The organism is Pseudomonas sp. PP3 (genome assembly GCF_905336995.1).
In the GTDB taxonomy this organism is placed as follows: domain Bacteria; phylum Pseudomonadota; class Gammaproteobacteria; order Pseudomonadales; family Pseudomonadaceae; genus Aquipseudomonas; species Aquipseudomonas reinekei.
The window spans coordinates 5,426,794-5,449,013 of sequence record NZ_HG995459.1; the positions used below are offsets into that span (position 1 = coordinate 5,426,794).

The 22,220-nt window shown below is 60.5% G+C and carries 18 protein-coding genes; 6 read left to right on the top strand and 12 right to left on the bottom strand.

Features of this window, described 5'->3' with window-relative positions; translation table 11 throughout:
* Window positions 1–34: 34 nt before the first annotated feature.
* The 6 genes from KHO07_RS24745 to mreB all read right to left on the bottom strand — a co-directional run bounded on the left by KHO07_RS24745 (window position 35) and on the right by mreB (window position 8,884).
* Window positions 35–3,838, bottom strand: a complete 3,804-nt coding sequence (locus KHO07_RS24745; protein WP_212625797.1) for a YhdP family protein — start codon at window positions 3,836–3,838, stop codon at window positions 35–37.
* A 75-nt stretch (window positions 3,839–3,913) separates the two neighbouring features.
* A complete protein-coding gene (gene rng / locus KHO07_RS24750) occupies window positions 3,914–5,371 on the bottom strand; it encodes a ribonuclease G (RefSeq protein WP_150731822.1) in 1,458 nt (485 codons plus the stop codon).
* A gap of 57 nt (window positions 5,372–5,428) precedes the next feature.
* Window positions 5,429–6,025, bottom strand: a complete 597-nt coding sequence (locus KHO07_RS24755) for a Maf family protein (protein WP_212625798.1) — start codon at window positions 6,023–6,025, stop codon at window positions 5,429–5,431.
* Between the two features lie 32 nt (window positions 6,026–6,057).
* Window positions 6,058–6,549: a rod shape-determining protein MreD gene (gene mreD / locus KHO07_RS24760; RefSeq protein ID WP_056855017.1), complete on the bottom strand. Its 492-nt coding sequence runs from the start codon at window positions 6,547–6,549 to the stop codon at window positions 6,058–6,060.
* Window positions 6,549–7,667 carry a rod shape-determining protein MreC gene (mreC, locus tag KHO07_RS24765; protein ID WP_244858249.1) on the bottom strand — a complete coding sequence of 373 codons (1,119 nt, stop codon included), beginning with the start codon at window positions 7,665–7,667 and terminating at the stop codon, window positions 6,549–6,551. Before mreC ends, mreD begins: the two co-directional genes overlap by 1 nt.
* Before the next feature lie 179 nt (window positions 7,668–7,846).
* A complete protein-coding gene (gene mreB, locus KHO07_RS24770) occupies window positions 7,847–8,884 on the bottom strand; it encodes a rod shape-determining protein MreB (RefSeq protein ID WP_002555108.1) in 1,038 nt (345 codons plus the stop codon).
* A gap of 211 nt (window positions 8,885–9,095) precedes the next feature.
* On the opposite strand from mreB, the gene gatC reads away from it, so the two are divergent.
* From gatC to KHO07_RS24800, 6 genes are all read left to right on the top strand, one after another.
* Window positions 9,096–9,383, top strand: coding sequence for an Asp-tRNA(Asn)/Glu-tRNA(Gln) amidotransferase subunit GatC (gene gatC, locus KHO07_RS24775; protein WP_007976465.1), 288 nt, complete (start codon window positions 9,096–9,098; stop codon window positions 9,381–9,383).
* Between the two features lie 16 nt (window positions 9,384–9,399).
* A complete protein-coding gene (gene gatA / locus KHO07_RS24780; protein ID WP_150731820.1) occupies window positions 9,400–10,851 on the top strand; it encodes an Asp-tRNA(Asn)/Glu-tRNA(Gln) amidotransferase subunit GatA in 1,452 nt (483 codons plus the stop codon).
* 10 nt (window positions 10,852–10,861) lie between these two features.
* On the top strand, window positions 10,862–12,307 hold the full coding sequence (gene gatB / locus KHO07_RS24785; RefSeq protein ID WP_150731819.1) for an Asp-tRNA(Asn)/Glu-tRNA(Gln) amidotransferase subunit GatB: 1,446 nt from the start codon (window positions 10,862–10,864) through the stop codon (window positions 12,305–12,307).
* Between the two features lie 188 nt (window positions 12,308–12,495).
* Window positions 12,496–12,870 carry a septal ring lytic transglycosylase RlpA family protein gene (locus tag KHO07_RS24790; protein WP_150731818.1) on the top strand — a complete coding sequence of 125 codons (375 nt, stop codon included), beginning with the start codon at window positions 12,496–12,498 and terminating at the stop codon, window positions 12,868–12,870.
* 50 nt (window positions 12,871–12,920) lie between these two features.
* A complete protein-coding gene (locus KHO07_RS24795; RefSeq protein WP_150731817.1) occupies window positions 12,921–13,982 on the top strand; it encodes a calcium/sodium antiporter in 1,062 nt (353 codons plus the stop codon).
* Window positions 13,979–14,359: a carboxymuconolactone decarboxylase family protein gene (locus KHO07_RS24800; RefSeq protein ID WP_150731816.1), complete on the top strand. Its 381-nt coding sequence runs from the start codon at window positions 13,979–13,981 to the stop codon at window positions 14,357–14,359. Before KHO07_RS24795 ends, KHO07_RS24800 begins: the two co-directional genes overlap by 4 nt.
* A 59-nt stretch (window positions 14,360–14,418) precedes the next feature.
* Here KHO07_RS24800 and KHO07_RS24805 read toward each other — a convergent pair whose 3' ends face one another.
* The 6 genes from KHO07_RS24805 to KHO07_RS24830 form a co-directional block, all read right to left on the bottom strand.
* On the bottom strand, window positions 14,419–15,360 hold the full coding sequence (locus KHO07_RS24805; RefSeq protein ID WP_150731815.1) for an AEC family transporter: 942 nt from the start codon (window positions 15,358–15,360) through the stop codon (window positions 14,419–14,421).
* A gap of 158 nt (window positions 15,361–15,518) precedes the next feature.
* Complete coding sequence (garD, locus tag KHO07_RS24810) at window positions 15,519–17,072, bottom strand: galactarate dehydratase (protein WP_212625799.1); 1,554 nt, start codon at window positions 17,070–17,072, stop codon at window positions 15,519–15,521.
* 11 nt (window positions 17,073–17,083) lie between these two features.
* Entirely contained in the window at window positions 17,084–18,454 is a 1,371-nt protein-coding gene (locus KHO07_RS24815) for an MFS transporter (protein WP_150731813.1), read from the bottom strand.
* A gap of 160 nt (window positions 18,455–18,614) precedes the next feature.
* Entirely contained in the window at window positions 18,615–20,060 is a 1,446-nt protein-coding gene (locus tag KHO07_RS24820) for an aldehyde dehydrogenase family protein (RefSeq protein WP_150731812.1), read from the bottom strand.
* 61 nt (window positions 20,061–20,121) lie between these two features.
* Window positions 20,122–21,033, bottom strand: coding sequence for a 5-dehydro-4-deoxyglucarate dehydratase (gene kdgD / locus KHO07_RS24825; RefSeq protein WP_020796617.1), 912 nt, complete (start codon window positions 21,031–21,033; stop codon window positions 20,122–20,124).
* Window positions 21,034–21,447: 414 nt separating this feature from the next.
* Window positions 21,448–22,197, bottom strand: a complete 750-nt coding sequence (locus tag KHO07_RS24830) for a FadR/GntR family transcriptional regulator (protein WP_175581354.1) — start codon at window positions 22,195–22,197, stop codon at window positions 21,448–21,450.
* Window positions 22,198–22,220: the final 23 nt, after the last annotated feature.

Sequence of the window (22,220 nt, forward strand, 5' to 3'; positions counted from 1 at the left end):
CATAGGATTGGGGCGTGCCTTTTCAAAAATGAACTCAAAAAGCCTTGTCGAAGGTGATTTTCGGTTCTTTCCACGGCCCCTTGACGGTGTACTTCACACTGGCAAAGCGGGCCACGCGGTCGCCGATCAACTTGTCGATCAAAAACAGCGCGCCACCGATGGCCGGCGCACCGACGATCAGCGCGGCGATCGGCAGGTTGTTGGTCACCGGCAGGGTCACCAGCAGCTTCGCATCGATCTGATCAGCCACCATGTTCAGGGTGCCATCGAGTTCGATGGTGCTCGACGGGCCGGTCAGGCGGATCGGTTCCTTGGTGACGTACACGCCGTTGGTCGCCGCCAGCAGGCCTTTGACCCGGTCATAGCTCAGGCCTTTGCCGAACAGGTCGGAGAAGTCCAGGCGCAAGCGGCGGCCGATGGAGTTGAAGTTAAGCAGGCCAAACACCCGCAATGCCTGGGCGCTGCCTTCGACCTCGACAAACTGGCCTTCGTTGAGCGATGCATCCAGAGTGCCCGAGAAGCGCTTGGTGGCCAGCCATGCCGGCGATCCCGGCCAGCGCCCGTCGACATCCATATGGAAGTCCTTGCTGGTGACGCTTGGCGCAAAACCCCAGCCCTTAAGCACATCCGCGAGGTTCTTGCCGCTGGCCCGGCCCTTGAAAAAGCTTGTGCTGGCGCCGGGCGTGCCTTCCCAGCCACCGTTGCCCTGCAACAGAATGCCTTTGAGGCCCATGTCCAGCGAATTGAAGGCGATGCCTTTGGCGGTCGGACGAATTTTCAATGACCAGCCGCCGACCAGGTCGTTGCCCTGAAACAACTGATTGATGGTGATATCCAGCGCCGGGATCCTGGTCGGATCGACCGAGGCCAGTGGATCGGGCGAATTCTCGTCGGCCAGGACCGTCGGATCAGGTGCCGGCAACCGCACGTATTGCAGGTTGATCAGCAACGGCGCGGCTTTCGCATCGGGGACAGTCGCATTGCCCTTGGCTTGCTGACTGTCGAGCTGCAAGGCCCAGGCGGACGGCTTGCGCGTCAATTGCACCGAAGCCTGATCCAGCGTGGTGCCGAGTGCGCTGAGTTTGCCGACCTTGAAGTCGGCGCTGCTGAGCAACTGCTTGGCACTGCCGCCCGGATCTTGCCCGGCATACTTGCTCACCAGATCCTGCCATGGGCCAACGTCCAGCTCCGACAGCACGCCACGAATGCGCAAGCCTTTAGCACCGGGCAATACTGCGTCGCCGTTGCCAAGGAATAACTCGCCACGGCCCTCGGCAAAGTTGCCCGTCGGTGCGGCAAAGGTGAAATTCGCCAGCTCACCGTAGTTCACCCAGTAGCGCCGTTCCGCGCCTTGCAGGGTCATGCGGAACGTCGTGTCACGCCCCACCTCCGCCGAGATGCCGAACGGTGCAGGCAGATCGATGGCGACCCCTTTGAGACTGGAATTGACCATCAACTGGCTGTCAGCCCCATCCAGAGTCAGTTGCAGTTGATACGGGATCACGCCACTGACCGGCAACGGCTGGGTCACGCTCAGCCAGTCGGTAAGCTTCTTCACTTCGACCTGCCCCGAGGCGACGACCCGGGTATTGAGCTTGCCTTCACGGCCATCGGCAAAAATCTGCGCGTTCACAGGCTTATCGAAGGCCCGCGCGGTGATGTTCTGCCCGCTCAGCCCCTTGGTGCTGTCAAAACGAAAGTCGCCCTTGAGCTGCGTCAGTTCCAGAGGCGGCTCGGGAAGTTTCAGGCGCGCCTTGGCTGTCTTGAAGTCGACCAGGATTTTCGGCTGTTCACCTTTGGCCAGCGGGATATCCAGCTTCAGCTTGCCTTGCAGATCACCCTCGCCTTCCCAGCCGGCAAAGGTCTCGGCCGTACCGATGGGGGCTTGCTGAAGGATTTTCAGGCCATCGCCCAGGCCACCGGCAAACCCGCCGTCGAGCAACAGATGGGAGCTCTGCCCTTGGGGCACGTGAGGAATATTCACGTAAATATCGCTGACCTGAGTGTCGAGCAATTGGCCCTTGCTGGCCAGGATGCGCACACCGCTGTCTTCAACGAACACATCACCGGTGACCCCGCTGACGTGCGGCCAACCCGGCTGGAACGCCAGCTCGGCATCGTGAACCTTGAAAAACAGGCTGATGCTGCGGTCGGTCTCGGCGGCACCGTGGTTGAGCGAGCCTTGATACTGGAAGAAGCCTTGATCCACCGCCCCTTTGAGAATCGCCGTGCGCAGCCATTCGTCCAGCGCCGGGCTGAGTACCGTCGGCAGGTACTTGGCGGTGTAACGGCCGTCGCCGTCGACCAGGCCAACCCGCAGGTCCATGTAGTCTTCCTGGGTGGGATCGAAATGCAGGCGAATCAGGAAGTCGCCGGCAATCTTGCCCTCTTCGCCCAACACCTTCAGGTAGGGCGCGATCAGGGTGAAAGCGTCTTTGTCGAGTTTCCACGTCAGGCGGGCGTTGGCCTGGATGTATTGCCATGGCTTGGCGAAAATCGGGTCCAGGTGCAGCATGAAATCCTTGCTGTCCATGCGTAGCTCGCCGTGCCCCAGGTCACCGCTGATGCTGCCCGTGACATTTCGTGCCGCCGGAGCGCCGTGATAAGCGTCGAAACCGACCTGATCGAGGTTGGCCGCGAAGCTGAACTTGCTGTCGTCGGTGGCATTGGGACGCAGGTCGATCAGCACATTGCGCAGCCCTCCCGTCACCTTGAGCCGGTCGACCACCGTGGCAAAGCCTTGCGGCAAAGGCGCCAGGGCATTGAGCAACGGCGTCAGCGGAGTCAGGTCGAGGCGGTCGGCCTGCAGGTGCCAGAGTTCTTCAGCATTGTCGGAGGCCGCGGTTTGCTGCAACTGCAGATGCGTCTCCCAGCGATGCTCGCCAAGGTTCATGGCCAGCGAGTCCAGCGTCACCTGCATGCCTTTGGCGTTGCGCTGGAAGTAACCGTTGAGCGCCAGGTTGCTGATCTTGATCGGTTTGCGCTCGGCGTAAGCGCCATTGAGTTGCGGTGCATTCAGGCGCACCGCCGCACTCTGCAGGGCACCCTGTCCCCAGGTTGCCCAGATCTCGCCACCGGCCTTGATCTCGGAAAAATTCCACTGTTGAGTCAGTCGTTCCGGCAGCCATTTCGACCAGTCACTCTGCGGCAGGCTCACGTAAGCCTGGGCTTCGCCGTCCTTCCACTGACTGGCACGAATGCGCGTACGCAGGTTGATGGCCACCGGCTGCCCGTCGGGTAAGGTCAGGCGGGCATCCAGTCGCTGACGGACGGCACCGGTTTTCAGACTTGCGCCGACGTAGGTCAGGGTCAGCGGCGACTCGCCAAACGGCTGCAAAGTGACCTGGCTGTCGAGCACCGACAAGCGCTGGATCATCTGCATGCGATTGAGCAACTGCTCGGGGTCGAGCGGCTGGTCATCCTTGACCGGCAAACCCTCCAGCGCCCATTGACCGTCCTCGCCTTCCTTGAGGCTGATCTTCAGGCCATTGAGTTCGAGATGGGCGATGCGTACTTCACGGGCCATCAGGCTGGCCCACAAATCCGGCACCGCGCGCACCTTTTCCAGATGCAGGGCATTGGCACCGTCACCGACCGTCACATCATGAGCCGACAGAATGGGGGCAAAGCCGCTCCAACTGCCCTTGAGCTCGCCAATTTGCAGCGACAGGCCCAAAGCCTCGCTGGCTTTGATTTCGACTTCGGCACGGTATTCGGCTACCAGCGGCGTCAGTTCCCGGCCCAGACTGACGTACAACGCCATCAACACCAAAACCAACGCGCACAGGCCCAGACCCCAGCGGGTCAGTGCGGCCAAAATGCGTGTCAGACGCTCCATGTCAGTTGGCTCCCATGGCAAAAGTTTTGCAAAAAGCTGAGGCCAGCCATTGTGGAAAAATCAAGACGCAGCGAATCAGAGCAACACCACGTCGTATTGTTCCTGGGAGTACATGGTTTCCACCTGAAAACGAATGGTGCGACCGATAAACCCTTCGAGTTCGGCGACGTTTCCCGACTCTTCATCCAGCAGACGGTCGACAACCTTCTGGTTCGCCAATACACGATAGCCTTCCGCCTGATAGGCGCGAGCCTCACGGAGAATTTCGCGGAAAATTTCGTAGCAAACGGTTTCCGGTGTCTTCAACTTGCCGCGCCCCTGGCAACTGGTGCACGGCTCGCACAGCACTTGCTCGAGACTTTCGCGGGTGCGCTTGCGGGTCATCTGCACCAGGCCCAGTTCGGTGATACCGATGATGTTGGTCTTGGCGTGATCACGCTCGAGTTGCTTCTCCAGCGTGCGCAGCACCTGGCGCTGATGCTCTTCATCTTCCATGTCGATGAAGTCGATGATGATGATCCCGCCCAGGTTACGCAGGCGCAGCTGACGAGCAATGGCGGTCGCGGCTTCGAGGTTGGTCTTGAAGATGGTTTCTTCGAGGTTGCGGTGACCGACAAACGCCCCGGTGTTGACGTCGATGGTGCTCATGGCTTCCGCCGGGTCGACCACCAGGTAGCCACCGGACTTGAGCGGCACTTTGCGCTCCAGGGCCTTCTGGATTTCGTCCTCGACGCCGTACAGATCGAAAATCGGCCGCTCGCCCGGATAGTGCTCCAGACGATCGGCGATCTCCGGCATCAATTCGGCAACGAACTGCGTGGTTTTCTGGAAGGTTTCCCGGGAATCGATGCGAATTTTCTCGATTTTCGGACTCACCAGGTCACGCAGTGTGCGCAGCGCCAGGCCAAGATCTTCATAGATCACGCTCGGGGCGCCGATGGTTTTGATCTGCTCGCTGATCTGGTCCCACAGCCTGCGCAGGTAACGAATATCCATGAGAATTTCGTCAGCCCCGGCGCCTTCGGCCGCCGTACGCAGAATGAATCCGCCGGCTTCCTTGATGCCTTCTTTGGCGACGCAATCGGTGACCACTTGCTTGAGGCGGTCGCGCTCGGCTTCGTCTTCGATCTTCAGCGAAATGCCGACATGTGCGGTGCGCGGCATGTACACCAGATAGCGCGACGGGATCGACAGCTGCGTGGTCAGGCGTGCGCCCTTGGAGCCGATCGGGTCCTTGGTGACTTGCACCACCAGGCTCTGGCCTTCATGCACCAGTGCGCTGATGCTCTCCACCGCCGGGCCTTCGCGCAGGGAAATTTCCGAGGCATGAATGAAGGCCGCGCGATCCAGGCCGATGTCGACAAATGCCGCCTGCATACCGGGCAACACCCGCACGACTTTGCCTTTATAGATGTTGCCGACGATCCCGCGCTTTTGCGTGCGTTCGACATGGACCTCTTGCAGGACACCGTTTTCGACCACCGCCACGCGCGATTCCATCGGCGTGATGTTGATCAGGATCTCTTCACTCATGGCAGGGTCTCGTTCAGGCATTTTCACGATAATGGCCGCATCTGGTCAGTACGACGCTTAACGCGCGTTATGGGTTTGCCAACAGGGTATGCCGAAATGGCCGAGCAGTTCTGCGGTTTCGCACAACGGCAGTCCAACCACCGCCGAGTAACTTCCATTGAGCCCGGCGACAAATACCGCGCCCAGGCCTTGAATGCCGTAGCCTCCGGCCTTGTCCTTCGGCTCACCACTGGCCCAATAGGCGGCGGCTTCGTCGCGACTGACGGGTCGAAAACGCACCAGGCTGGTGATCACCCGTGACTCGCAACGCTCACCATCGAGCACGGCAATCGCGGTCAGCACCTGATGTTCGTTGCCGGACAACATCATCAGCATGGCGCACGCGTCGGCTTCATCAACCGGTTTGCCAAGAATTTTTCCGTCGAGCACCACGGCGGTATCGGCGCCGAGCACACAGAACGAGTCTTCAGAAACGACTGCACAGCGCCCGGCCTCGGCCTTGCCGCGCGCCAGGCGCTCGACATAAGCCGACGGGGTTTCGTGAGTCAGAGGGGTTTCATCGATATCCGCAATGAGGACGGAAAACGGCACGCCGATCTGCGTGAGCAATTCACGCCGACGCGGCGAACCAGAGGCGAGGTACAACCGTTTCATCAAGACCTCTCCCTGTCTAATGCTCGAGCGAATTAATTGATTTTGTAGCGCCGACGCAATCCGCGCAAACCGAAGCTGATCCAGGGCCAGAGCAAGGCACTGACCAGTGCCGGCAACACCAGCGCCAGTGTTGGCTGGCGGTTACCGGTGAGGGCACTGAGCCACAACTGGACAAGCTGCGCGAGACCGAAGATCACCAGAATCACCAGGCTCTGCTGCCACATGGGGAACATCCGCAGACGTTGTTGCAGCGCCAGGACCAGGTAAGTGATGAGGGTCAGGATCAAAGCGTTCTGGCCCAGCAATGTGCCGTAGAGCACGTCTTCGGCCAGGCCCAGGCACCATGCGGTGACCATCCCGACTTTCTGCGGCAGGGCCAACGCCCAGAACGCCAGCAGCAAGGCCAGCCACAGCGGACGCAGGATTTCCATGAATTGCGGCAGCGGCGAAACGCTGAGCAGCAAACCGATGGCGAATGTCAGCCAGACGATCCAGCCGTTTCGGGAGGCAGTAACACCGACCATTATTCTCGTCCCCCAGTGGTAGCCGGTGCGGAGACAGGCGGTTTGGCAGCAGGCTTCACGACGGCAGGTTGAGCTGCCGGTGGTTTGGCGGGTGCAGCAGGTGCAGCCGCGGGCGGTTTAGTCACAGCCGGGTGCGTGGCCGTTGGCTTGACCGGTGTGGCGGCAGCAGGTGCTGTCGCCGGGGTTGCTGGCGTGGCGGGTGACGCCGGCGCGGCAACGGCGGACGGGACAAGCGCCGGCTTCGGCACGGTCGCCGGAATGATCGGCCCACCACCCTGCGCATCCAGAGACTCCTGCGCCTGGGCGGCGTCATTGGCACGCTCTTCCGGGGTGCGGGTGTCGCTGAATACCAACAGCAGGTAACGACTGCGGTTCAGTGCTGCGGTCGGTACGGCACGGACAATGGCAAACGGCTGGCCGGAGTCGTGAATCACTTCCTTGACCGTCGCCACCGGGTAACCTGCCGGGAAACGTTGACCCAGGCCGGAACTGACCAGCAGATCGCCTTCCTTGATGTCGGCGGTGTCCGCCACATGCCGCAGCTCCAGGCGCTCCGGATTACCGGTGCCGCTGGCAATGGCGCGCAGGCCGTTGCGATTCACCTGCACCGGAATGCTGTGGGTGGTATCGGTCAGCAACAGAACGCGGGAGGTGTACGGCATCAACTCGACCACCTGGCCCATCAGGCCACGGGCATCGAGTACCGGCTGACCCAGCACGACACCGTCGCGCTCACCCTTGTTGATGATGATGCGATGGGTAAATGGATTGGGGTCCATGCCGATCAACTCGGCCACTTCGACCTTCTCGTTGACCAGTGCCGAAGAATTGAGCAACTCGCGCAGCCGAACGTTCTGCTCGGTCAGGGCGGCAAGCTTTTGCATGCGCCCCTGCAACAGCAGGTTTTCAGTCTTGAGCTTTTCGTTTTCGGCGACGAGTTCGGTCCGGCTGCCAAACTGGCTGGCGACACCTTGCCATAGCCGCTGCGGCAGGTCGGTGATCCAGTAAGACTGCATCAACGCCAGCGACATCTGGCTGCGCACTGGCTTGAGCAGTGTGAAGCGCGCATCGACCACCATCAGCGCGACCGACAGCACGACCAGCACCAACAAGCGCACGCCCAGTGAGGGACCCTTGGTGAAAAGCGGTTTAATAAGCCGCTCCTCCCAGGCAAATGTTCTCTTTATTCATACGGCAGCAAACCGGCCTGGATGCAGAGTGACAGAAGATAAACGCGAACAGGCAGCACTGCAAAGTGCCGCCTGCGCGCTCAACAGCATAGAGGCGTTCCGGCGACTTACTCGCTGGAAAGCAGGTCCATGGTGTGTTTATCCATCATTTCCAATGCACGGCCACCGCCGCGAGCAACGCAGGTCAGCGGGTCTTCGGCGACGATCACCGGCAAACCGGTTTCCTGGGCCAGCAACTTGTCGAGGTCACGCAGCAAGGCGCCACCACCGGTCAGTACCAGACCACGCTCGGCGATGTCGGAAGCCAGTTCCGGCGGCGATTGCTCCAGGGCGCTTTTCACGGCCTGAACGATAGTGGCCAGGGACTCCTGCAGAGCTTCCAGCACTTCGTTGGAGTTCAGGGTGAATGCGCGTGGAACGCCTTCAGCCAGGTTACGGCCGCGAACGTCGACTTCACGAACTTCGCCGCCCGGGTAGGCAGTACCGATTTCCTGCTTGATGCGCTCGGCGGTGGATTCGCCGATCAGGCTGCCGTAGTTGCGACGTACATAAGTGATGATCGCTTCGTCGAAACGGTCGCCGCCCACGCGTACGGATTCGGCGTAAACCACACCGTTCAGGGAGATCAGTGCGATTTCAGTGGTACCACCACCGATATCCACGACCATCGAACCGCGAGCTTCCTCTACCGGCAGGCCGGCACCGATCGCAGCGGCCATTGGCTCTTCGATCAGGAACACTTCACGGGCACCGGCACCGAGGGCCGATTCACGGATGGCACGACGCTCAACCTGGGTGGATTTGCACGGAACGCAGATCAACACACGAGGGCTAGGCTGCAGGAAGCTGTTTTCATGAACCTTGTTGATGAAGTACTGCAGCATCTTTTCGCAGACGCTGAAGTCGGCAATCACGCCGTCTTTCATCGGACGAATGGCAGCAATGTTGCCCGGCGTACGGCCCAGCATGCGCTTCGCTTCGGTGCCGACAGCAACGACACTTTTCTGGTTACCGTGTGTCCGAATGGCCACAACCGATGGCTCATTCAGGACGATACCGCGCTCGCGCACGTAAATAAGGGTGTTGGCAGTGCCCAGGTCAATGGAAAGATCGCTGGAAAACATGCCACGCAGTTTCTTGAACATGGGAAAGGGACCCTAGGCAACGCGTGGGTAAAAAAGTGCGGCAAACTCTAACAACGACAGGGATTTTGGGCAAGGCGCCAATATGTTAAATTGGCCGCTTTTCTGTGCACCAAGCCCCACAATCGCGGCCTTATGACCGTAGAAGTGCGGTAGTGTTCCGACAATCTAACACACGGACGCCGTCCGTTCTGTTTTCCACTGGAGAATCCCAATGGCGCTTGAACGCTCCGACGTGGAAAAAATCGCTCATCTGGCCTGTCTTGGCCTCAATGATGCCGATCTTCCGCACATCACTTCAGCCCTCAACAGCATTCTCGGGCTGGTCGACGAAATGCAGGCGGTCAATACCGACGGTATCGAACCGCTGGCCCACCCACTGGAAGCCAGCCAGCGCCTGCGTGCAGACGTCGTGACCGAGACCAATAACCGCGAGGCCTACCAGTCCATCGCACCAGCGGTCGAAAACGGCCTGTACCTGGTTCCGAAAGTCATCGACTAAAGGGAAAGAGCCTGCAATGCATCAATTGACTCTGGCCGAGATCGCCCGCGGACTCGCCGATAAAAAGTTTTCCTCCGAAGAGCTGACCAAAGTCCTGCTGGCGCGCATCGCCCAGCTCGATCCACAGCTCAACAGTTTCATCAGCCTCACCGAAGACCTGGCGCTGTCGCAGGCGAAAGCCGCTGACGCCCGCCGGGCCAATGGTGAGAGCGGCGCCCTGCTCGGCGCGCCGATCGCCCACAAAGATTTGTTCTGCACCCAGGGCATTCGCACCAGCTGCGGCTCGAAGATGCTCGACAACTTCAAGGCTCCGTACGACGCCACCGTCGTCGCCAAACTGGCCGCTGCCGGCGCCGTGACCCTGGGCAAGACCAACATGGACGAATTCGCCATGGGTTCGGCCAACGAGTCGAGCTACTACGGCGCGGTGAAAAACCCGTGGAACCTGGAACACGTTCCGGGCGGCTCATCCGGCGGTTCGGCAGCTGCCGTTGCCGCTCGTCTGTTGCCGGCAGCCACCGGCACCGACACCGGTGGCTCCATTCGTCAGCCCGCTGCGTTGACCAACCTCACCGGCCTGAAACCGACGTACGGTCGTGTTTCGCGCTGGGGCATGATCGCCTACGCGTCCAGCCTCGATCAGGGCGGACCGATGGCACGCACCGCCGAAGACTGTGCGATTTTGCTGCAAGGCATGGCCGGCTTCGATCCAAATGACTCCACCAGCATCGATGAACCCGTGCCGGACTACAGCGCAGGCCTCAACGGTTCGCTGCAAGGCCTGCGCATCGGCGTGCCGAAGGAGTATTTCAGCGCCGGTCTCGACCCGCGCATCGCCGAGCTGATCCACAACAGCGTCAAGGCGCTGGAAAAGCTCGGCGCTGTGATCAAGGAAATCAGCCTGCCGAACATGCAGCACGCGATCCCTGCGTACTACGTGATCGCCCCGGCAGAAGCCTCGTCCAACCTGTCGCGTTTCGATGGCGTGCGCTTCGGCTACCGCTGCGAAAACCCGGTCAACCTGATCGACCTGTACAAACGCTCCCGTGGCGAAGGCTTCGGGCCGGAAGTACAGCGCCGGATCATGGTCGGCGCCTATGCGCTGTCCGCCGGTTACTACGACGCTTACTACCTGAAGGCACAGAAGATTCGTCGCTTGATCAAGAACGACTTCATGGCCGCCTTCAATGAGGTCGACATCATCCTCGGCCCAACCACGCCGAACCCGGCCTGGAAGCTCGGCGCCAAGAACAGCGACCCGGTCGCCGCGTACCTGGAAGACGTCTACACCATCACCGCCAACCTCGCGGGCCTGCCGGGCCTGTCGATGCCGGCCGGTTTTGTCGACGGTCTGCCGGTCGGCGTGCAGTTGCTCGCACCGTATTTCCAGGAAGGCCGCTTGCTCAACGTTGCGCACCAGTATCAGTTGAACACTGACTGGCACACTCGCACCCCAACCGGCTTCTGAGGAGACACACATGCAATGGGAAGTCGTGATCGGGCTGGAGATTCATACCCAGCTCACCACCCGGTCGAAAATCTTTTCCGGTAGTTCCACCACCTTCGGTTCCGAGCCGAACACCCAGGCCAGCCTGATCGACCTGGGCATGCCCGGCGTGTTGCCGGTGCTGAACCAGGAAGCAGTGCGCATGGCGGTGATGTTCGGTCTGGCGATTGACGCCGAGATCGGCCAGCACAACGTGTTCGCCCGTAAAAACTACTTCTACCCGGACCTGCCCAAGGGCTACCAGATCAGCCAGATGGAATTGCCGATCGTCGGCAAGGGCCACCTGGACATCGCCCTGGAAGACGGCACGGTCAAACGTGTCGGCATCACCCGCGCGCACCTGGAAGAAGATGCCGGCAAGAGCCTGCATGAAGAATTCAACGGTGCCACCGGCATCGACCTGAACCGTGCCGGCACGCCGCTGCTGGAAATCGTCTCCGAGCCGGACATGCGCAGCGCCAAGGAAGCCGTGGCCTACGTCAAGGCGATCCACGCGCTGGTGCGTTACCTGGGCATTTGCGACGGCAACATGGCCGAAGGTTCGCTGCGTTGCGACTGCAACGTGTCGATCCGCCCGAAAGGCCAGGTCGAGTTCGGCACCCGCTGCGAGATCAAGAACGTCAACTCGTTCCGCTTCATCGAGAAGGCGATCAACAGCGAAATCCAGCGCCAGATCGAACTGATCGAAGACGGCGGCAAGGTGATCCAGCAGACCCGCCTGTACGACCCGAACAAGGACGAAACCCGTCCGATGCGCAGCAAAGAGGAAGCCAACGACTACCGTTACTTCCCCGATCCGGACCTGTTGCCGGTGGTTATCGAGAACTCGTTCCTCGACGACGTGCGCGCCACCCTGCCGGAACTGCCGCCGCAGAAACGCGAGCGTTTCCAGGAGCAGTTCGGCCTGTCGGTCTACGACGCCAGCGTCCTGGCCACCAGCCGCGAGCAAGCCGACTACTTCGAAAAAGTCGCGAGCATCGGCGGCGACGCCAAGCTGGCGGCGAACTGGGTGATGGTCGAGTTGGGCAGCCTGCTCAACAAGCAAGGCCTGGACATCGAACAGTCTCCGGTTTCCGCCGAGCAACTGGGCGGCATGCTGTTGCGCATCAAGGACAACACCATCTCCGGCAAAATCGCCAAGGTCGTGTTTGAAGCGATGGCCAACGGCGAAGGCAGCGCGGACGAGATCATCGACAAGCGCGGCCTCAAGCAAGTCACCGACAGCGGCGCCATCTCGGCGGTGCTGGACGAAATGCTGGCGGCGAACGCCGAGCAGGTCGAGCAATACCGTGCGGCAGACGAAGCCAAGCGCGGCAAAATGTTCGGCTTCTTCGTCGGCCAGGCCATGAAAGCCTCCAAGGGCAAGGCCAACCCGCAACAGGTCAACGAACTGCTCAAAAGCAAGCTCGAAGGCTGATCGGGATGGAGCCAGCGCTAAACACTGGCTCCCATCCCTGTGGCGAGGGAGCTTGCTCCCGCTGGCCTGCGAAGCAGGCCCAAATCTCCTTGCGCATTTTTTCAGAAAATGTGTTGTCTGATTTTGCGACCGCTTCGCGGCCGAGCGGGAGCAAGCTCCCTCGCCACCATTTTTTTGGGAACCTTCCAATGAAACGTCTACTCGGCGCCTGCGCCCTGCTCTCGCTCCTCACCGGTTGCGCGAGTAACGACATCGTCGATCCACACGGCTACGACAAGACCGGTGTAGCTTCGTATTATGGTGCTAAACACCATGGCAAACGCACCGCCAGCGGCGAGCGTTTCGACAAGAATTCCATGACCGCCGCCCACCGCCAGTTGCCGTTCGGCACGCGGGTGAAGGTCACCAATCTGAATAACGACAAGTCCTGCGTGGTACGCATCAATGACCGCGGGCCACATACCCGTGGACGCCTGATTGACTTGTCCCAAGAGGCTGCCGAGCGCCTGGGCATGATCAGGAGCGGCACTGCGCGGGTTCGCGTTCAGGCCATCGACGACTGACACTTGGAGCCCCGACCATTCTCGGACTAGCCGACTTACCCTTGATCAGCGTGATCGAATTGCTCAGCGGCCTGGTGCTGCTGATTGCCGGCGCCGAATTGATGGTGCGCGCCGCGCTACGCCTGGCTGCACGCCTGCATGTTCGTCCGCTGATCATCGGCCTGACCATCGTCGCCCTCGGCAGCAGCGCGCCGCAGATGGCCGTCAGCCTGCAAGCCACGTTGGCGCATAACGCTGACATCGCTGTCGGCAGTGTGATTGGCAGCAGCATCTTCAACATCCTCGTCACCCTCGGACTTTCGGCGCTGATCATTCCGCTACGGGTGTCGAGGCAGTTGGTGCGCCTGGACATTCCCTTGATGATCGGCGCCAGCGTGCTGGTATCCGTACTGGCATGGAATGAAGAACTGACTCGCGCCGACGGTGTGATTCTGTTGGCGGCATTGCTTCTGTATCTGGCGTTGTTGCTGCGCCAGTCACGGCATTCGGTGCGCCCGGTTTCGACCCATGACCACAGCGGCGAGGCGCCATGGCTCACCAGCGTGCTGATGATCGTTGCCGGGCTGGGGATGCTGGTGTATGCGGGGCATTTGTTGCTGGGCGCAGCGGTGGCGGTGGCCACCGACCTGGGCTTGTCGGAGCGGATCATCGGTTTGACCATCGTTGCGGTGAGCACCTCCCTGCCTGAACTCGCGACCTCGCTGATCGCCGCGTTACGCGGTGAACGTGAGATCGCCGTGGGCAACGTGATCGGCAGCAACCTGTTCAACCTGCTGGGGGTGCTCGGCGTGACGGCACTGATTGCGCCATCGCCGTTGTCGGTATCGCCCAATGCCCTGGACTTCGACTTGCCGGTGATGCTCGGTGTCACAGTGCTGTGCCTGCCGGTGTTCTATTCCGGTTATCGGGTCACCCGCGCCGAAGGCCTGCTGTTTTTGGGCTTGTACCTGGCGTACGGCCTGCACGTGGTGTCGTTCACCACCGGCATGCCACTGGCAGGCAAGCTTGAACACCTGATGCTGTTTTACATCCTGCCGGCGCTGGTGGCGTTCTTGCTGTTCACGTCGCTGCGCGCCTGGCGGCGCCAACACCACAAGAAGGAATTGCCATGACCGAGAATAAAAAACCCGGCGTTGAAGTACGTCGCCAAGTGATGGGCGACGCCTTTGTTGACCGTGCGCTGGGCAACGCCACCGATTTCACCCAGCCGTTGCAGGATTTCGTCAACGAACACGCCTGGGGCGCCGTGTGGAACCGCGAAGGCTTGCCGCTGAAAACCCGCAGCCTGATCACCCTCGCCGCGCTGACTGCGCTGAAGTGCCCACAGGAATTGAAAGGTCACGTGCGCGGCGCACTGAATAACGGTTGCACAGTGGATGAGATTCGCGAAGCGCTGCTGCATTGTGCGGTGTATGCCGGCGTGCCGGCGGCGATCGATGCGTTTCGGGCGGCGCAGGAAGTGATTGATAGCTACCAGAAGCCGGAGTGAATCGCCTGAACTTGTGCTGACTGCTCGCGAATGGATCTGATGATCACTGCATAAGGCCGCTAGATCCACCCACCCCACTGCAACAAAAAGATCCCGATGTTGGTGGTCACCGCCGCCATCAACGTGGTGATCACGATGATGGCCGCCGCCAGTTCATGATTACCATCCGCCGCGCGGGCCATGACAAAACTGGCGGCCGCTGTCGGGCTGCCGAAGTACAGAAACAGAATCCCCAGCTCTGCCCCACGAAAGCCCCAGAGCCACGCACCGAGTGTCGCCAGAATCGGCAGGCCGAGCATTTTCACCAGGCTTGAACTGAGCGCCATCGAGCCGCTTTTGCGCATCGCCGCCAGCGACAGTGTGCCGCCAATGCAAATCAGCGCCAACGGCAAGGTGGTTTGCGCCAGATACTGACCGGACGTTTCCAACCATCCCGGCAGGCCGATTTCGAAGTAGGCAAAGGGGGCCGCCGCAAGCACGCTGATGATCAGCGGATTGATCATCACGCTTTTGCAAATACTCCACGGATCAGACTTGATCACCGGGCTGTATACCGCCAGGACGATGGTCGAGAGCGTGTTGTAAAACAGGATCACCAGCGCCGCCAGAATCGCCCCGAGGGAAATTCCGTAGTCGCCGTACATGCTCGCCGCCAGCGCCAGGCCGATCACGCCGTTGTTGCCGCGAAACGCGCCCTGGGTGTAGATCCCGCGGTCTTCGCGCGGACACTTGAAAATCGCCCAGCCCCAGGCGATGGCAAAACACACAAGCGTCGCGAGGGAGAAGTAGATCAGCAGCGCCGGTTGCAGTGCGGCGTGCAGGTCGGCATGCAGGATGCCCAGAAACAGCAACGCCGGCATGGTGACGTTGAACACCAGGGACGACGCGGTGTGAATGAAGTTGTCGTTGATCCAGTCGATGCGCTTGAGCAGCACCCCAAGAAACAGCATGGCGAACACCGGGGCGGTGATGTTCAGGGTTTCGAGGAAAATTGCCAGCATGCCGGGAAGACCTTGGGGTGGGCGTCGTTAGGGGGCTAATGATAAGCCACTGGACACATCGGCGCCTGCTGGATTGCTATCGCTGGCAAGCCAGCTCCTACAGGTTCAGCGCAATCCCTGTGGGAGCTGGCTTGCCAGCGATGAACGATAACGCGGTCTTACGTAATCGGCGCCGGGTTGAACAAGGTGATGTCGTTATGCAGTTTGTGCTTTTCCGCCCACGTCTGTTGCTTGCCGCTGGCCACATCCAGATAGTAGTGGAACAACTCCCAGCCCAGCTCCTCGATCGATGCGCGCCCGGTGGCGATACGCCCGGCGTCGATGTCGATCAGGTCCGGCCAGCGTTGCGCCAGTTCGGTCCGGGTCGACACCTTCACCACGGGCGCCATGGCTAAACCATAAGGCGTGCCACGCCCGGTGGTGAACACATGCAGGTTCATCCCCGCCGCCAGTTGCAACGTCCCGCAGACAAAATCACTGGCCGGGGTTGCGCAGAAGATCAGGCCTTTGTCCTTGAACCGCTCGCCAGGGCCGAGCACGCCAGTGATGGCGCTGCTGCCAGACTTGACGATCGAGCCCAGGGACTTCTCGACAATGTTCGACAACCCGCCCTTCTTGTTGCCCGGCGTGGTGTTGGCGCTGCGATCCGCTTCACCCTTGGCCAGGTACCGGTCGTACCAGTCCATTTCCCGAACCAGTTCCTGGGCGACTTCCTTGGTCTGTGCCCGGGAAGTCAGCAAATAGATCGCGTCGCGCACTTCGGTCACTTCGGAAAACATCACCGTCGCACCGGCACGCAGCAACAGGTCCGAGGCATAGCCCAAGGCCGGATTGGCGGTGATCCCGGAAAACGCATCACTGCCACCGCACTGCATGCCGAGGATCAGCTCGGACGCCGGCACGGTTTCCCGACGGCGTTGATCAAGCTTTTTCAGACGGATTTCCGCCAGCTCCATGATCTGTTCGATCATCTCGGTAAAACCGTGGCTGGAGTCCTGCAAGCGATAAAGCCACGGCTCGCTCAAGTCCACCGAGCTGTCGTTCTCGTGCATCACCTGCCCGGCCTGCAATTTCTCGCAGCCCAGGCTGATCACCAAGGCTTCGCCCCCCAGGTTCGGGTTGCGCGCCAGATTGCGCACGGTACGAATCGGGATGTAGGCGTCGGTGGCCGTAATCGCCACGCCACAGCCGTAGCTGTGGGTCAGCGCCACCACGTCATCGACGTGCGGGTACTTGGGCAGCAACTCGTCCTTGATGCGCTTGACCGCGTGATCCAGCACGCCAGTCACGCATTGCACGGTGGTGGTGATGCCAAGGATGTTGCGCGTGCCGACGGTGCCGTCGGCGTTGCGATAACCCTCGAAGGTGAAGCCTTCCAGCGGTGCTTGCGCGGCCGGCACTTCGGTGGACAGCGGCAGGCTGTCCAGCGGTGGCGCGGTCGGCATGCGCAGTTGATCTTCCTTGACCCAACTGCCGCGTGGAATCGGCTGCAAGGCGTAGCCAATGGTCTGGCCGTAGCGAATCACCTGGCCACCCTCGGGAATGTCTTCCAGGGTGACCTTGTGGCTCTGTGGCACGAAGTCCACGGTGACCAGGCCGTCCGCAAATTCGGTACCGGGCGGGACGCCCTGATCGTTGACCACGATCACCACGTTGTCCCGCTCGTGCAGGCGGATGTAGCGCGGCGAGTCGGAATGTTCAATCAACTGCATGACGCCGCTCCTCAGGAATGCGCTTGAGACAATTTGTTGTGGGTTTCAGGACCGCTGACCGGTGGCTCTTTGAGCACCACACGCTTGATCGGACCGACGATGACCAGATAGCTGAACACCGCGACCAGTGCGTTGCAACCGACGAATACCAATGCCCACTTGAACGAACCAGTGGTGCTGATGATGTAGCCGATCACGATCGGGGTGGTGATCGACGCCAGGTTACCGAAGGTGTTGAACAGGCCACCACTCAAACCGGCAATCTGTTTTGGCGAGGTGTCGGATACCACGGCCCAGCCCAGTGCGCCCACGCCTTTGCCGAAGAACGCCAACGCCATGAAGCCGACGACCATCCACTCAACATCGACATAGTTACAGGCCACGATGCTGCTGGAAACCAGCAGGCCGGCAATGATCGGCGCCTTGCGGGCGAAGGTCAGGGAGTGGCCTTTGCGCAGCAGGTAATCGGAGATCACCCCGCCGAGGACGCCACCGATAAACCCGCAGATCGCTGGCAACGAGGCGATGAAACCCGCCTTGAGGATGGTCATGCCGCGCTCTTGAACCAGGTACACCGGGAACCAGGTCAGGAAGAAGTAGGTGATGCCGTTGATGCAGTATTGGCCCAGATACACGCCAAGCATCATGCGATTGGTCAGCAGTTGGCGGATGTAGTCCCACTTCGGACCGTCGGACTTCTTGTCTTTGCCCTTGTCCTGGTCCATGTCGACCATGCCGCCGTTGTCGGCGATGTGCTTGAACTCGGCGTCGTTGATCATCGGGTGCTGGCGCGGGCTGTAGATCACTTTCAGCCAGATGCCAGAGAAGACGATACCGATCAGGCCCATGACAATGAACACGTGCTGCCAGCCGAAGCTGTAGACAATCCAGCCCATAAGGGGTGCGAACAACACAGTGGCGAAATACTGCGCGGAGTTGAAGATCGCCGACGCGGTGCCGCGTTCAGCGGTGGGGAACCAGGCCGCCACGATGCGCGCGTTACCGGGGAAGGATGGCGCTTCGGCCAGGCCCACCAGGAAGCGCAGCATGAACAGCGCCACCACCGCCGTGGACATGCCGAACTCGCCGACATAACCCTGCAGGACGGTGAACAGCGACCAGGTAAAGATGCTCAGTGCGTAGATTTTTTTCGAGCCGAAACGGTCCAGCAACCAGCCACCGGGAATTTGCCCGGCCACGTAGGCCCAACCGAATGCGGAGAAGATATAGCCGAGGGTAACGGCGTCGATACCAAGGTCTTTTTGCAGGCTGGAGCCGGCAATTGCGATGGTTGCCCGGTCGGCGTAGTTGATCGTGGTCACCAGGAAAAGCATGAGCAGGATCAAATAGCGGACGTGAGTCGGCTTTTGGGTCGATTGCATGTAGATGTACTCCCACAAATTATTTTTATGCGCGGGTGAATCTTCTTTGGTCTGTCTTTTGTGGGAGCTGGCCTGCCAGCGATGGCAGCACTGCGGTGTCATTGAAAAACCGCGGTGATGCAATCGCCAGCAAGCCGGCTCCTACAGGGTATTGCGTGGGTCAGGAACCGATGTAGCTGGTCTTCACGACCGTGTAGAACTCTTGCGCATAGCGACCTTGCTCACGTGAGCCATAGGATGAACCTTTACGGCCACCGAACGGAACGTGGTAATCGACGCCGGCGGTCGGCAGGTTGACCATCACCATCCCGGCCTGGGAGTGGCGCTTGAAGTGGTTGGCGTACTTCAACGAAGTGGTGGCGATGCCCGCCGACAGACCGAACTCGGTGTCGTTGGCCATGGCCAGCGCAGCGTCGTAATCGGCGACGCGGACGATGTTGGCCACCGGGCCGAAGATCTCTTCGCGGCTGATGCGCATCGACGCTTCGCTGTCGGCAAACAGCGTTGGCGCGAGGAAGTAGCCCTCGGTGTCGCAGGTCACCAGACCACCGCCGCTGACCAGGCGCGCACCTTCGGACTGGCCGATGTCGATGTACTTCATGTCCTGTTCAAGTTGAGCCTGGGAAACCACAGGACCGATGTCAGTACCGGTTTTCAACGCGTGGCCGACCTTGATCGACTTCATGCGCTCAGCCATGGCTTCAACGAACTTGTCGTGGATGCCGGCGGTGACGATGAAGCGGCTCGATGCGGTGCAACGCTGGCCGGTGGAGTAGAACGCGCTCTGTACCGACAGCTCGACCGCTTGCTTGAGGTCGGCGTCGTCAAGAATGATCTGCGGGTTCTTGCCGCCCATTTCCAGCTGCACCTTGGCCTGACGCGATACGCAGCTGACGGCGATCTGGCGACCAACACCGACGGAACCGGTGAAGCTGATGCCGTCGACTTTCGGGCTGTGCACCAGCGCATCGCCAACCACGCGACCGCTGCCCATCACCAGGTTGAACACACCGGCCGGGAAACCGGCGCGGGAGATGATTTCTGCCAGCGCCCAGGCGCAACCCGGCACCAGGTCCGCAGGCTTGAGCACGACGCAGTTGCCGTAGGCCAGGGCCGGGGCGATTTTCCACGACGGAATGGCGATCGGGAAGTTCCACGGAGTGATCAAACCGACCACACCCAAGGCTTCGCGGGTGACTTCAACGTTGACGCCCGGACGCACCGACGGCAGGTAGTCGCCGGACAGGCGCAGGCATTCACCGGCGAAGAACTTGAAGATGTTGCCGGCGCGGGTCACTTCGCCGATGGCTTCGGGCAGGGTCTTGCCCTCTTCCCGGGCCAGCAGGGTGCCGAGCTCTTCGCGACGGGCGAGGATTTCGGTGCCGACTTTGTCCAGGGAATCGTGACGCGCCTGAATGCCGGAAGTGGACCACGCCGGGAACGCGGCACGGGCAGCGTCGATGGCGGCGTTGACCTGAGCCAGGTCAGCCTTGGCATAGTCGCCGATGTTATCGGTCAGTTCGGAAGGGTTGATGTTGGCCGAGTAATCGCCACCGGCAACCCATTCGCCATTGATGTAATTATCGAAACGCTTTGCATCTGCCACTTTAAGATCTCCTCACGCAAAAGGCCGCTGATCGCTCAGCGGCCTTAATTAATCGGATGTATTACTGCGCACCCTGCTTGTCGATCAGCGCGGCGAGCATTTCGTACTCTTCGCCAGTCAGATCGGTCAGTGGCGCACGCACGGGACCGGCGTCATAGCCGGCAATTTTTGCCCCGGCCTTGACGATGCTCACTGCGTAGCCAGCCTTGCGGTTACGGATGTCCAGGTACGGCAGGAAGAAGTCGTCAATGATCTTGCCAACGGTCGCGTGATCTTCACGAGCGATCGCGTGGTAGAAGTCCATCGCGGTTTTCGGAATGAAGTTGAACACCGCCGAGGAGTAAACCGGCACGCCCAGCGCCTTGTAGGCAGCGGCGTAGACTTCAGCGGTCGGCAAACCACCCAGGTAGCTGAAACGATCACCGAGGCGGCGACGGATCGACACCATCAACTCGATATCGCCCAGGCCATCCTTGTAGCCGATCAGGTTCGGGCAGCGCTCGGCCAGACGTTCCAGCAGCGGCGCGTTCAGGCGGCAGACGTTACGGTTGTAGACCACGACGCCGATGTTGACCGATTTGCACACGGCTTCAACGTGGGCGGCAACGCCGTCCTGGCTCGCTTCGGTCAGGTAGTGCGGCAGCAGCAACAGGCCTTTGGCGCCCAGACGTTCGGCTTCCTGTGCGTACTCGATGGCTTGACGGGTCGAACCGCCCACGCCGGCCAGGATTGGCACGCTGGTGGCGCAAGTGTCGACGGCAGTCTTGATGATTTCCGAATATTCGCTGGCCGCCAGAGAGAAAAACTCACCGGTGCCGCCTGCGGCGAACAATGCCGAGGCGCCGTATGGGGCCAGCCATTCCAGACGTTTGATGTAGCCAGCTCGATTGAAATCGCCCTGTGCATTGAAATCGGTAACCGGGAAAGACAGCAGACCGGAAGAGAGGATGGACTTCAGTTCTTGTGGATTCATTATTCGAACACCCTGGGTTGCGACGTTTGTGTGATGAGAAAACCGTTCAGCCTTCGCCGAAGTTGTAGGTCATCGTACAACTTAAAAAATAACCGTCAACTGCATTTCATCGCTGGGGGTGAAAATTGTTCGACAAGATGGTGCGTCAGCTCAGGTTTCAGGGGCTGATTGCGAATAGAAAATGAGGTGCAAGTGTGGCTGCCAGGGTGATTGCTAGAGTTACGTTGTCGGAGGATTGAGCAACGAAGAGGCAGGCTGGAGGGTCTGTGAAAGGGTTAATGGCCCTTTCGCGAGCAGGCTCGTCCCCACATTGGATCGGCGGTGGACACAAATCTAATGAATAGCCGAATCCAAATGTGGGAGCGAGCCCGCTTGCGATAGCGGTCCATGAAAAAATTCGCTCGAAGACAACAATTATCCGCGCTGCGCCTCAGCCTCTTCATGGGCATGGCGCAACCGCTCGCGGCTGTTGGTCAGGTGCAGGCGCATGGCTGCGCGGGCTGCATCGGAATCCTGGCGAGCGATGGCGTCGTAGATTTCTTCGTGCTCACGGCTCAGGCGATTCATGTAGTGCTGCTGATCGTCATGGGCCAGCCGCGCAGAATTGAGACGGGTACGCGGAATGATGCTGGTGCCCAGGTGAGTCATGATGTCGGTGAAGTAGCGGTTGCCGGTCGACAGTGCAATCTGCAAGTGGAACTGAAAGTCGGAAGCCACGGCATCACTGGCATGGGAAACGCTTTCGTTCAGCGCATCCAGCGCCGCACGCATCAACGCCAACTGCTCGGGGCTGCGACGTTGCGCCGCCAACCCGGCGGACTCCACTTCGAGGCTGATGCGCAACTCCAGAATGGCCAGCACGTCACGCAAGGTGACCACGGTTGCCGGATCGATGCGGAAACCACTCGGGCTCGGGGTGTCGAGCACGAAGGTGCCGATGCCGTGACGGGTTTCCACCTGCCCCGCCGCCTGCAAACGGGAGATCGCTTCGCGCACCACCGTGCGGCTGACACCATGGGCATCCATGATCGCCGACTCGGTGGGCAACTTGTCGCCACGCTTGAGGTGGCCGTCGCGGATCTGCTCGGACAGCACCGTCACCAGTTCCTGAGCGAGGCTGCGGCGCTTGCGAGGTAGGCGTGGTGCGTCGTTCGGGTTTTCCATGGTCGACATTTGTCTCGAAAAAT